Genomic DNA, 12,135 nt, shown 5'->3' on the forward strand with positions numbered 1-12,135 from the left:
TTACCTGGCCTTAAAATCAGCGATCGCCTTTTCTAAGAGGGGATTGAGTTTCTGGGCAGCCGTAGACCAATTAAACGAATCCCAATAGGCTTGATAACAGGACTGCGCTAATTTTTGGTAATTTTCAGGAGACTGGCAGCATTGAGTTATTCTTTGCATGATTTGGTGAGGTAGATCATCCCGTCTTTCAAATAAATACCCTGTCTTTTCATTAGACACAATTGTGCCAATTCCGCCAATGTTTGTTGCTAGGCATGGACAGCCATGGGCTAATGCTTCACAGTAAACAATGCCATAGGATTCGGCAAAGGAGGTCATGATGAAAAAATCACTATCCAGATAAAGATTTGATATGCGAGTCCTATCCGCAGGATGATTCTTATCTAAAAAAGGATAAATCGTAACCATGTCTTGCATGGAATCAGAAATCCTCGGTTCACACCCCACAATGGTCAAATGGGGTTTATATCCCTGAGTATTTAATAGAGATAGGACATCTAAGGCGGTTTGGCCATCCTTGCGTTGCCAATCACGGCCAATAAAGAGTAACTTGATTTCTTTGTGTTGCTGCCTTTGAATGCGCCGATGAATGGCTTGTTCCACTTCTGTGGGAGTAGGAATATGATCTAAGTTTGCACCAAAGGGAATACTAAATACCTTATAGGACTGAGCACCTAAGGTTTTCATCGCTGACGTAGCAGCCCATTCCGAGCTATAAATGGCAAAGGAACATCGTTCTAATGCTTTTCTATCCAGTGCTAATGACTGCTCTACACTATAATCACAAAATTTTGTATAGTAATGACCGAGACTCAACTCAAATGTAGAATCATACCAAAATACGTAGGGCTTATTTGTTTTCACCAGTAGACCTGCCCAGGGATGCCAGGAAAATACTAAGTCATAATCTACGTTCAGAGATTTGAGCTTTTGATTTAAGGAGTACTTCCAGACTGTGTTCACAACTGGATCGGCATCTGTAAAATACTGCTTGTTATGCACTCTAGAATAAAATCGATGCTTTAATCCACCGTATTTGGAGGCAAAAAAATCCGGTATGTCGCAGCAAATAACCTGGTGACCTAACTCAATAAAAGATTTATAAATATAAAACGATATACCTGAGAAAACATTGATATCCGCTGGATTTTGAGGAGCAACATAGAGTATTTTCATAGGGTTGTTATCTTAAACTTGATGTTCAGTTTGATATTCGTCAAAAAAATCTAGCCATTGCTTTTTCAATGATTCATAGGAGTAATGGTCGTGATAATACTTTTGCAGTTCTCGACAATTGATTTGATGAGTAGCTAGTCTATGCACCATTTCTCGAACACTAACAATAAAGGGTAATAGTTCCTCGGTGGATGTTTGCTCAACTCTGTTGGCAAGTAATCCTATATCTTCCAATTTATCCTTGAAATGAGGTGAGTTTAGGGCGTTTAGATAGGCTTGATGAGCCTTTGCAGTATCCCGTTCTAGGGGAACAACAATCACATTAGGATTATTTTCACCATAGTGGGGAATCCCACCTGCACCATAGGCAACAAAGGGAACACCACAGGCCATGGATTCGAGCAAGACAATGGGGGCACCTTCTGAACCCACCGTAGGAAGTACAGTTAAGTCATAACTCAGTAGGCGATCCGCATAGGATTGTCCACCGGAATAGGCCCCAAAGCATTTCACCCGATCGCCAATACCTTGTTCGTCAATAAAATCACGTATGGGTTGTTCATCGGGGCCATCACCATAAATATGGAGTTCTGCCAATACATCCTCTAGGAGATGCCAATGCTTAACGAGGGAAAAGGCACGTTTTTCAGGATTAAGACGGCTAAAGTAGGCTGCCCTTGCTGTTCCCATGGGAATCTTTTTAGGTTGGGCATCAGGAATAGTGGCAGTTAACTCTAACGGTTCAGGAAAGATCGCCATGGATCGACTTTTTTTCTGCCAGTTAAATGAGCTAATAAAACTTTTAGTTGTTGTTGGTGTTTGACCAATGAGTTCGTCATAGAACCACTGTACTAGCCAGCGAGAATCATACCTACCACTTGGATCCCCTGAGAGAACTTCATGGTAGATGCGGGGTATTCTGTGCCTCAAAAACAGTGGAATTAAATTAAATTTCCAGCTTGTGCCTATACTGTAATAAATATCAGGGGCAAATTTGTCTACGATCTGGATTAACTTTTGAAATTGTTTTCCCTTGATCCACCATCGTTGAGGGACAGGCATATCTAGTGAATTCTGGGTTTCAAAACAATGAATTTGAATCTGATCGTGAAAGTGGGTCTTGAAATTCAAATTATCCCTGGAAATATCATTATTGGAAAGCACCAAAACCTGATGATTAGCTTCAGCTAACACCTGAGTTAACCAATAGAGATGCTTTTGAATCCCTCCCCGTCCCCCTAATATTCCCGTAAGAACTATTTTCATAAATAAACTCGCCCTTTCCAAGCACCCCCTTGCCCTTGCCAATGTCGCCGGGCTGAGTCAATTGTCATGGCTGTATACATCAATGCCACCGCAGGTAAAACTCCGGCCATTGCAGGAGGCAGTCCATACCGGCGTAGGGTGGGAATATAGGCGATCGCCATTAACATCCACGTTACCCCAGCAATGATCATTAACTGTTGCGAATGGATCAAGAAGCCGATCACCAAAGCAACTGGTGGAACCAAATACACCAACGTCATAGCCAAAACCGTACCCATCAGTAACCACGGGGAATAATGTAATTGAGTATAGGCGGTGCGGGCCACCATTGTCCAAATGGTCTCAAGGGTGTCATAGGCCCGCAGACTGTAGGTGGTAGAACTTAACCCCAACCAAATGGGATAGCCCTGGCTCTTGATCGCTGTTGCCAAGGCACAATCATCAATTAGGGCCTCCCGAATACAGCTAATGCCGCCAATGGCTTCTAGGGCATCTTGGCGTATCAGAATACACCCTCCTGCTGCCGCTGCGGTTTTCCGTTTAGGATTATTGACCCAACGAAAGGGATAGAGCTTCTCAAAGAAAAAGATAAAGGCGGGAATTAACAGCTTTTCCCAGAAGCTTTTACACCGTAGTTTCACCATTAAGGAGACCATTGCCAATTGGTTGGTTTCTGCGTGGCAGACTAACTGGCGTAAATTATTAGGGCTATGGGCAATATCCGCATCGGTGAGAAGAATATAGTCGGGGTTATGGGTTTGGGCTGCATCAATCCCCTGGGACAGGGCCCACAGTTTTCCGGACCATCCTGGGGGTAAGGGAGAGCCTGCTAGAATCTGCAATTGATCTGAGCGTTCTAACTCAATAGCTGTCTCTTTGGCCTTGGTCGCTGTGCCGTCATCACTTTGATCATCGACTAAGATAATCGAGAGGGAACCGGGATAATTTTGCTGAAGTAAGGAGCCTAGGGATTCGGAAATGACGGTGGCTTCATTGCGGGCTGGAATAACGATCGCCATGCTGGGCCAAGTTTCTAGGTTGATTTCTAGGGTAGGTAATTCTTGGTCACTGCGCCAAAACTGTCCCCGCAGCGTGATTAAACCGAACCAAATGAGACCAGAGGTGATGGCCAATACCAAGAGAATGGTGGTGCTAGTCATAGATTTCTTCTTCTCGCTCCTGCCAATCCATCAGCCGTTGGTGCTGCTCTCGCCGCGATCGCCGACGATACTTTTTCGTATCGAGGAGGGGCTCAGAAGTCAGTTTTCCCCCAGAACCTGATTTGAGCTTGACGTTAGGTTCCGCCGATTGCAGGGACGGGTCTGAGGCAAGGGGTTGTCCTTGGATGGTCTCTAGACAGTCTAAATAAAAGGGATAGCGGGGCCAATCTCCACGGACAATACAACCGGGTTCATGATGGTGGTAGCAATCTTGAAAATGGCACGTCCCTAGGGTAAGCCGCTGGCGAATTTCGGGGAAGCAGGTTGCTAGGGTCTGGGGCGACTTGGGTAGGTTGGGCTGGTTAAATCCAGGGGTATCCGCCAACAGTCCTCCTTCTGTCAATGCAAATAGTTCCACATGGCGGGTGGTGTGTTTGCCCCGACCCCAACGCTCGGAAACGGTACCAATCCGTAGGGATTCATCCGGCATTAAATACTGAATCAAGCTACTTTTGCCGACACCAGAGGGGCCGCAAATAACCGTTAAATGATCCGCTAGGAGTGTTCGTAGATCTTGCCACCCTAAGGACTGAGGCACACTTAAAATGAGGGCACGATACCCCCAGTCTTCTAATCGGCTTTGCCATCTGTTTCGTTGTTCTGGAGTAACTAAGTCTGCTTTACTCAAGGCAATAATGAGACGAAATCCAGTTTCCTCGGCTGTAATTAAAAAGCGATTTATTTGGTGGGTATCCGGTTCGGGATCCGCAAGGGCAAAAACCAGAAGGATTTGATCCGCATTCGCCACTGCCGGTCGCAGGAGTTCACTCTGGCGGGGCAATACCTGGGCGATCGCCCCCCGTCCGCCTTGCCAATCAGGGCCATCCACTTGCACCTGATCGCCTACCATCACCTGTTGACCCATTTTTTTCAGCCGCGATCGCCGTACACACAGTAACTCGGGTCGAGGAGCCATGGCAGACGCTAAACGCACGCGATAAAAATTTGCCTGGACGGCTAAAACCGTTCCCAGCCAGGTTGGGCAGGCTAAACCGGATTCTGTGGCCGCCATCACGTTGATCTCAATCTCATAGAATAGGGGCGCAACGTTCAACGTGCAGGGCATAAAAACTCCCCTGGGATTCAACGGACAACACGCGATAACCTGCCATGCGTAAACTATCGGGAACCTGTTCAATGGGTTCACCAGGATCAAGCCATACCTCTAGGGGCTGGGCTGGGGGCAGTTGCTCCAGACGTAACTTAGTCCGCACAAAATTTAGGGGACAAGGGGTTCCCCGCAAATCCAGGGTTTCTGGTTCTGGCTCAGCCATGGGGGTCATCCGCCAAACAAGCCCCCTAAAAAGTTTTCCAGCCCCCCCTTACCCAGGCGATCGCCGCGAATCTTGGCTAGTTTTTCTAGGAGTTCCCGTTCTTCGTTACTGACTTTGGTGGGAATATCAACATTGACCGTAATCAGATGATCCCCCCGCGCCACTGGATTGCCGACCCGAGGTACACCATGACTTTCAAGGGTTAGAACCGTACCCGGTTGGGTTCCTGGGGGAATGGTTAGTTCTTCTTCGCCGTCCACCGTACTCACCATGAGACGGCAGCCTAAAATGGCTTGGAGATAGCTAATCTTTAGGGTGGAGAGGATATTATTGCCATCCCGCTTAAATTCAGCATCCTCCTCAACAAAAAGATAAACATACAAATCGCCAGAGGGGCCCCCCCGCTGACCCGCATCCCCTTCACTGGAAACTCGCAGCCGCGTTCCCGTATCCACCCCCGCTGGAATCGTAATTTTCAGCTTTTTATTGATCTGGGATTGTCCTTGACCGCCACAGGATTCACAGCGATCTTCAATGATCATGCCGCTACCGCCACAGGTGGGACAACTCGACAATTGGGTAAAGCTACCAAAGGGAGTCCGGGTGGATCGCCGCACCTGCCCCACGCCGTTACAGGTACTACAGGTGACGGGTTTAGTGCCTGGCTTAGCCCCCGTTCCCTTACAGGTTTGGCAGGTCTCTAGGTGGGTGAGCTTAATTTCTTTTTCACCACCAAAAATCGCTTCTCGAAATTCTAGGCGCAGATCATAGCGGAGATCATCCCCACGGGTTGGCCCAGGGCGACGACGGGTTGTTTGGGTTCCCATGCCACCGCCAAAGCCACCAAAAAAGGTTTCAAAAATATCGGCAAAGCCCCCCATATCTCCAAAGTCCGTGGCAAAACCACCCGCCCCTGCGGCTCCACTGACTCCCGCCTCGCCAAAGCGATCGTATTGGGCCCGAGCTTGACTATCGGAGAGCACCTCGTAGGCGCGATTAATTTCTTTGAACGTTTCCTCTGCCCCGGCTTCTTTATTCACGTCGGGGTGATATTTCCGTGCTAAACGGCGATACGCCCGTTTGAGTTCTTCCCCATCGGCGGAGCGAGAAACGCCAAGGACTTCATAGTAATCACGGGCCATAGACAAATTTACCCAAGTTAATCAACGGCTTCATAATCTGTAACGACAGTACCATCATTATCGCTGATCACCGTGGCATCGTTGTCTAAAATTTGGGTCGCCTGGCTACTGGGCCCCATGGTTCCCACCCCCACATTGGTTCCGCCAATGGAACCCCCAGCGGTTTGTTGATACACCGCCGTTCCCACACTGATTAGAGCCTGTTGCAGAGCATCCATTTTCTGACGCATACCATCGGGAGTAATCGTCTCATCGGTCATGGCATACTGCATTTCTGCCACGATGCGCTCAATTTTATCCCGCAGGGCAGCCGGCAAGGATGGAATGTTTTGCTTCAGATTTGATTCGTAACTGTAAAGGAGGCTATCGGCTTGATTCCGTAGCTCGGCCACCTCCCGCTTGATTTGATCATCCTGGGCATAGATTTGAGCCTCTTGACGCATTCGCTCAATTTCTAGGCTACTGAGGCTACCTCGATTGGTAATTTGGATACTTTGTTGTCGTCCCGTGCCCCGATCTACCGCCGATACATTCAAGATACCATTGGCATCAATATCAAAGGTGACATCGATTTGGGGGACACCGCGGGCGGCGGGGGGAATGCCCGTGAGTTCAAAGCGGGCCAGTTCCTTATTGTCTTGGGCTAGGGGCCGCTCCCCCTGATAGACGGAAACTTCGACAACGGTTTGACCATCGGAGGCGGTGGAAAAGCTTTGGGTTTTGCTAGTGGGCAAGGTGGTATTGCGATCGATGATCTTGGAGAAAACCCCCCCGAGGGTTTCAATACCTAAGGATAGGGGTGTGACATCCAACAGAAGCAGATCCTTCACCGTGGTTTCTTTGCCGAGAATACCGCCCTGGATGGCGGCTCCTAAGGCCACGGCTTCATCGGGGTTAATGGAGCGATCGGGGGGCTTGCTACAGAAGGATTTGACGGCCTCCTGAATGGCGGGAATGCGGGTGGATCCCCCCACTAGTAAAACCCGATCAATTTCCTCGACGGATAGGCCGCAGTCAGCGAGAGCCTGGTTCATCGGATCAATGGTGGCTTGGACGAGGTGACTCACCAATTCTTCAAATTTATTCCGAGTGAGATCAATTTCTAGGTGCTTGGGGCCCGTTTCATCGGCGGTGATGAAGGGTAAGTTAATGGAGGTGCTTAAGGTTCCGGAAAGCTCAACCTTGGCTTTTTCGGAGGCTTCCCGCAATCGCTGGAGGGCCATTTTATCCTTAGATAGGTCAATCCCTTCCTGTTCCTGGAAGGTGCCAAGTAACCAATCGAGGATGCACTCATCAAAATTATCTCCGCCCAGATGATTGTTGCCGGCGGTGGAGCGAACCTCAAAGACCCCATCCCCAAGTTGGAGAATTGACACATCAAAGGTGCCGCCCCCTAGGTCAAACACGAGAATAACTTGGTCTTGATCCTGTTTATCAATGCCGTAGGCTAGGGATGCGGCCGTGGGTTCGTTAATGATCCGCATGACTTCAAGTCCGGCGATCGCCCCGGCATCTTTGGTGGCTTGCCGCTGGGCATCACTAAAATAGGCGGGGACGGTGATCACAGCCTGATTGACCCCTTCCCCTAGATAGGCCTCTGCATCCTGCTTGAGTTTTTGCAAAACCATGGCAGAAATTTCTTGGGTCGTATAGGTGCGATCGCGAACCTGAACATCTACAGTGCCATCTCGCCCTTGGGCACAGTTATAGGAGACCCTTGACCGTTCCTCGGAGGTTTCTTCCCAGCGACGACCAATGAACCGCTTAATACTAAAGACGGTATTTTCGGCATTGGTGACGGCTTGCCGCTTCGCCAGTTGGCCAACGAGACGCTCACCGGACTTACCAAAGGCAACAATGCTAGGAGTAGTGCGGCCGCCCTCTGCACTGGGGATTACAACCGCGTTCCCCCCTTCCAAGACAGCGACGCAACTGTTGGTTGTTCCGAGATCAATGCCAATAACTTTACCCATAGTCTCTATCTAAACCCATAATCTCTATCTAATTAGGTGTGATCATCAAAGCCAGCAGCCCAACCAGAGATGGGAATCCTACGCACTAATTTTAGAGGATATCTCACCCTAACAAAAGAATGCCGCAATATTGCTGTTATCCTAGCACCCTTATTAGCAAAAAAAGGGGTCAGACGTGACACCTTGCAAAGATCTAATTAATTAGACCTCACTACTGTCATGGCTTGGGGTAGGGGTGGCATCGGCTTCATCATCTTCGGGCGGGGCAGCAACTTTGACCATGGCGTGACGTAGTACCCGTTCCCCCAAAAGATAGCCCCGTTTTAATTCTTCCAGGACGGTTCCTTCGGGTTGATCCGCCGTTGGTTGCCGTAGAACCGCTTCGTGGAGATTGGGGTCAAAGGGCTTGCCTTCGGGACGCATGGGCGAAACACCCACTCGCTTCAGACAGTCCACAAGTTGCTTATAGACCCCTTGATAACTGCGATGAATTTTTTCTTCCGCCTCGGTTTGGGTCTGAATATGGGTACGGGCTAGTTCAAAGCTATCCACCACCGGCAGGAGTTCGGAAATGGTGGCGCATTTAATTTGCAACTCCAGATCGTCTTTTTCCCGTTGGGTGCGTTTGCGATAATTTTCAAAATCAGCGGCAAGGCGAACATATTGGCCCGTTCGTTCTTCTACTTGCTGTTTCAGGTTTTCCTGTTCCCGCTCTAGTACCGTAAGATGTTCCTGGAGGCCAGGATCCGCCTCTGGCGAACTATCTGTTTCTGCATTCGCTACATTTGATACCTCAGGTGGCTCTTCGGGGAACTGATCCTCAGGGAGATCGCTATTTTCAATAGGTTGAGCAGAATCTTGAGGTTGCCCATCGCCGTGGCTTTGTTCTACAGCCAAATCTTTATCCTGATCATTATCTTGCGTTTCGAGATTGGGGTGGGTAGCAGTGACTTCTTCACTCATAGGTTTCAGTTCTCAAGACCCGACAGCATATAACAGATTAACATTTATTAACTATAGGCCTCGGAAGGCCATTATGAAAGGCAATGATCCTAGCTTAACAACAGAAGTGGGCGGACGGCTATCCCCACCTGCTGACCATTCCACCGAGCCACTCTATTTTTTTATGATGTTTTTAGGATAATTAAAGTAGCCACCACGACAAAGGAGATCCTGCCGTGAATTTTAAGGTTCCAGCCCTCAACCCATCTGTCCGGTTTTGGATCACTCTGATTGCCATCACCTGGCTACTGGGAGCCGTGGGCTTGGGGTGGTTGGTTAAATCCGCCGCGATTCTCCTGCTGCTGCTGTTGATTTCGCCCCTACTGTTGTTCTGGGGGATGCGTCTTTGGCTACGCTGGAACGTTGTTCAGGGAACCTGCCCCGTCTGCGACTTTGAATTTGCCAGTTTACAAGCTAGTTCGGTGCGCTGTCCCTCCTGTGGTGAAGTCTTGACCGTGCGAGATCGCCAGTTTGTGCGCCTCACTCCCCCTGGCACCATCGATGTCACGGCGATCGAAGTAAATGCCCAAGTGATCGACTCTCCTCCTAGTCATTAATCTAGTCATTAATGGTTTGATGTCCTGCCTCAGATCAATCGGATCAATTTGATTACCATGGAGCCAGATGGATTGGACGTTGCCCATGTCTGTGCTGGATGGCCCCTGGACCCATAAATTCATGGTGAGTAATGGTGTTAAATTGCACTATGTTACCCAAGGGGAAGGGCGATTAATTCTTTTTCTCCATGGGTTTCCAGAATTTTGGTATTCGTGGCGGCATCAAATTCCTGAATTTGCTAAGGATCATAAAGTTGTTGCTTTGGATCTGCGGGGCTATAACCAAAGTGATAAACTCCCGGATCCGGCGAGCTACAGCCTAGACGAATTAATTCTCGACATTGAGGGTGTCATCCAAGGCTTGGGCTACGATCGCTGCTACTTGGTTGGCCATGATTGGGGCGGTCTGGTGGCCTGGGCCATGGCCGATGCCCACCCAGAGATGATCGCTAAGTTGGCTATTCTCAACTGCCCCCATCCAGCAAAATTCCGCGAGGGGTTGTTCAGTCCAGTCCAGCTTTTGCGAAGTTGGTATATTTTGGGATTTCAACTGCCCTGGTTGCCCGAAGCCCTCCTAGAGTGGAATGATTACGGGGCGATCGCCCAGCTTTTTCGAGAAGGGGCCGTCAATCAAGGGGCCTTCACCGCTGCGGACCTCGATGCCTACCAAAATGCCGCCGCCAGTCGGGGGGCCCTCCATGCCATGGTCAATTACTACCGTAATTTGTTCCAAACCCTCTTGGTTCGGGATTGGCCGCTCCTGAAGGTGCCAACCCTGATGCTCTGGTCAGAACAGGATAAAACCCTGGGGAAGGAACTTACCTATGGCACGGAAGACTACGTTCAGGATATTAACATTCACTATATTCCCCATTGTGGCCACTATATTCAGCAGGAACAGCCTCACCTGGTGAATCAATATTTACGGGAATTTCTCTGAATTTGCTGGACAACGGTACGGGCACTATAGCTAGCACCGGCGGTACCTTCTCCGGGGTGAACGGAATCTCCCACCAGCCAAAGGTGTTTTAGGGGGGTTCGGCTGGCAATACCAAAGGGGCCAAAGGTTTGCAGGCGTTGACCAATGCCGCCAACAATGCCGCGATCACGGGCGGTAAAGCGGGCAAAGGTGCGGGGAGTTGCCGCTTCGCAATGGATGATATGGTCGGGGCGAAGATCAAAAAATTTGCCAAGCTGGGCGATCGCCCGTTGGGTATATAATTCCTTTTCTTGGGAATAATCAAGCTGGTTTTGCCACCAATGATTTGGTTCCGTAAAGCTAGAGGCAATCAGGGTGCGATATCCAGGGGGCGCACGGCCATCCTCCGGCTGGCTCACGGAGACAAAGAGGGAATTCACTTCGGCGATCGCCCCTTGGGGATTATATAAAAACTGTAGGTGAGGGGGACAGTCTGGTGGAATGGCTTCATCCTTAACCCCCAGATAAATCACAAAGGCCCCGGAGGCAGGGGGTAAATTTTTCAATCGTTGTTGATAGGTGTTGGGGGCGCGATCGCCCAGTAATTTAACTAAATCTTGAATCGTGACGTTAGCCACCACATGGTCGGCGGTTTCGACGAACCTAAGTCCGGATTTTAAGTCCTTGACTCTAACCCCCGTCACCAAATCGCCCTGCACCTGAATCTGTTCCACGGAATGCCGCAAAAATATCTCACCCCCCTGATGGTTTAGGGCCTGCTCGAGGCGATCGCTGAGCACTTGCATACTCCCCTGTAAATGGTAGAGTCCATGGGGGTCTTGGCACAAACCCAGGGCCGTGGCCCCGTACAGAAGGGCGGTTTCGGAGGCATCCACCTGGGAATAAAGCTTCAGCTGAAGATCCAAAAATTGCCGTAGTCGGCGATCGCCCTGGAGATCATAAAATCGAAGAAGATCTGTGACGGTCATTAAGCCATAGGGCACGGTCAACAGGGTATCGGGCCGGAGTGCCGCGACACATTGGCCCAAGTCGTATAAATTTCGCGGCGGTAAAATAGGGTTACGGCCCTGAAACCGCCAACTAATTGCAAATAATTGATCTAAACACTGCCAAAAGGCTTCACTGCCAGGAAATTGAGTATGACGTTCCTGCTGCCACCGCTGGCGATCGCGCCATAGGGAAATGGGTTGGGATTCTCCCGCCAAATAGACCGCACAGGCCGGATCACAGGGGATCGCCGCTGGACAATCCACTCCCAAAGCGGCAAAAATTTCAGCATGGATGCCCCCCGGTTCGAGACCTGCGACTTGGGTTGCCCCCACATCAAAGGTAAATCCCCGCCGGCGAAAGGTAGAGGCACAGCCCCCAGTTACGGCGGCCTGCTCAAAGACCTTGACCCCATAGCCCTCTTTGGTAAGTAACGCTGCTGTGGTGAGGCCGCCAATCCCAGCCCCAATCACAATCACTGATTTGTGCATAACTCCCTGAGAAAAAAGACGTTGATTCGCTCTCTTCTCATTTTGTAACATTTCTGTAACGTTTTTGTAATAATTTCGTTACATCTTCCAGTCTCCTCGTCCCTAGA

11 protein-coding genes are annotated in these 12,135 nt (G+C 49.6%); 2 read left to right on the plus strand and 9 right to left on the minus strand.

Going from position 1 to position 12,135, the window contains the following annotated elements; genetic code table 11:
* The 8 genes from L3556_RS11450 to grpE all read right to left on the minus strand — a co-directional run bounded on the left by L3556_RS11450 (position 1) and on the right by grpE (position 9,014).
* Positions 1-1,176: a glycosyltransferase family 4 protein gene (locus tag L3556_RS11450; protein WP_277867401.1), complete on the minus strand. Its 1,176-nt coding sequence runs from the start codon at positions 1,174-1,176 to the stop codon at positions 1-3.
* Positions 1,177-1,188: 12 nt separating this feature from the next.
* Positions 1,189-2,442 (minus strand): glycosyltransferase, encoded by a 1,254-nt coding sequence (locus tag L3556_RS11455; protein WP_277867402.1) that lies wholly within the window; start codon positions 2,440-2,442, stop codon positions 1,189-1,191.
* On the minus strand, positions 2,439-3,602 hold the full coding sequence (locus L3556_RS11460) for a glycosyltransferase (RefSeq protein ID WP_277867403.1): 1,164 nt from the start codon (positions 3,600-3,602) through the stop codon (positions 2,439-2,441). Before L3556_RS11460 ends, L3556_RS11455 begins: the two co-directional genes overlap by 4 nt.
* Positions 3,595-4,728 (minus strand): small ribosomal subunit biogenesis GTPase RsgA, encoded by a 1,134-nt coding sequence (gene rsgA / locus L3556_RS11465; RefSeq protein WP_422110766.1) that lies wholly within the window; start codon positions 4,726-4,728, stop codon positions 3,595-3,597. The genes L3556_RS11460 and rsgA overlap by 8 nt, the downstream gene beginning before the upstream one ends.
* Positions 4,691-4,945 (minus strand): sulfurtransferase TusA family protein, encoded by a 255-nt coding sequence (locus tag L3556_RS11470; RefSeq protein ID WP_422110767.1) that lies wholly within the window; start codon positions 4,943-4,945, stop codon positions 4,691-4,693. The genes rsgA and L3556_RS11470 overlap by 38 nt, the downstream gene beginning before the upstream one ends.
* A complete protein-coding gene (dnaJ, locus tag L3556_RS11475) occupies positions 4,942-6,078 on the minus strand; it encodes a molecular chaperone DnaJ (RefSeq protein ID WP_277867404.1) in 1,137 nt (378 codons plus the stop codon). Before dnaJ ends, L3556_RS11470 begins: the two co-directional genes overlap by 4 nt.
* 17 nt (positions 6,079-6,095) lie before the next feature.
* Complete coding sequence (gene dnaK, locus L3556_RS11480; RefSeq protein WP_277867405.1) at positions 6,096-8,051, minus strand: molecular chaperone DnaK; 1,956 nt, start codon at positions 8,049-8,051, stop codon at positions 6,096-6,098.
* Between the two features lie 201 nt (positions 8,052-8,252).
* Positions 8,253-9,014: a nucleotide exchange factor GrpE gene (grpE, locus tag L3556_RS11485; RefSeq protein ID WP_277867406.1), complete on the minus strand. Its 762-nt coding sequence runs from the start codon at positions 9,012-9,014 to the stop codon at positions 8,253-8,255.
* Positions 9,015-9,229: 215 nt separating this feature from the next.
* Between grpE and L3556_RS11490 the strand changes: the two genes are divergently transcribed.
* Positions 9,230-9,610, plus strand: coding sequence for a hypothetical protein (locus L3556_RS11490; RefSeq protein WP_277867407.1), 381 nt, complete (start codon positions 9,230-9,232; stop codon positions 9,608-9,610).
* Between the two features lie 67 nt (positions 9,611-9,677).
* Positions 9,678-10,550, plus strand: a complete 873-nt coding sequence (locus tag L3556_RS11495; protein ID WP_277867408.1) for an alpha/beta fold hydrolase — start codon at positions 9,678-9,680, stop codon at positions 10,548-10,550.
* Here the strand turns inward: L3556_RS11495 and crtD are convergent.
* Entirely contained in the window at positions 10,526-12,028 is a 1,503-nt protein-coding gene (gene crtD / locus L3556_RS11500) for a C-3',4' desaturase CrtD (RefSeq protein WP_277867409.1), read from the minus strand. The two genes, L3556_RS11495 and crtD, sit on opposite strands and share 25 nt — an antisense overlap.
* Positions 12,029-12,135 lie beyond the last annotated feature (107 nt).

It is taken from the genome of Candidatus Synechococcus calcipolaris G9 (assembly GCF_029582805.1).
Lineage (GTDB): Bacteria > Cyanobacteriota > Cyanobacteriia > Thermosynechococcales > Thermosynechococcaceae > Synechococcus_F > Synechococcus_F calcipolaris.

Excerpts from the sequence above, each read along its gene's own strand:
- dnaJ (WP_277867404.1), bottom strand. The coding sequence starts at position 6,078 with ATGGCCCGTGATTACTATGAAGTCCTTGGCGTTTCTCGCTCCGCCGAT.
- L3556_RS11495 (WP_277867408.1), top strand. The coding sequence starts at position 9,678 with ATGGATTGGACGTTGCCCATGTCTGTGCTGGATGGCCCCTGGACCCAT.
- L3556_RS11470 (WP_422110767.1), bottom strand. The coding sequence starts at position 4,945 with ATGACCCCCATGGCTGAGCCAGAACCAGAAACCCTGGATTTGCGGGGA.
- rsgA (WP_422110766.1), bottom strand. The coding sequence starts at position 4,728 with ATGCCCTGCACGTTGAACGTTGCGCCCCTATTCTATGAGATTGAGATC.
- L3556_RS11460 (WP_277867403.1), bottom strand. The coding sequence starts at position 3,602 with ATGACTAGCACCACCATTCTCTTGGTATTGGCCATCACCTCTGGTCTC.
- L3556_RS11455 (WP_277867402.1), bottom strand. The coding sequence starts at position 2,442 with ATGAAAATAGTTCTTACGGGAATATTAGGGGGACGGGGAGGGATTCAA.
- crtD (WP_277867409.1), bottom strand. The coding sequence starts at position 12,028 with ATGCACAAATCAGTGATTGTGATTGGGGCTGGGATTGGCGGCCTCACC.
- L3556_RS11450 (WP_277867401.1), bottom strand. The coding sequence starts at position 1,176 with ATGAAAATACTCTATGTTGCTCCTCAAAATCCAGCGGATATCAATGTT.
- grpE (WP_277867406.1), bottom strand. The coding sequence starts at position 9,014 with ATGAGTGAAGAAGTCACTGCTACCCACCCCAATCTCGAAACGCAAGAT.
- dnaK (WP_277867405.1), bottom strand. The coding sequence starts at position 8,051 with ATGGGTAAAGTTATTGGCATTGATCTCGGAACAACCAACAGTTGCGTC.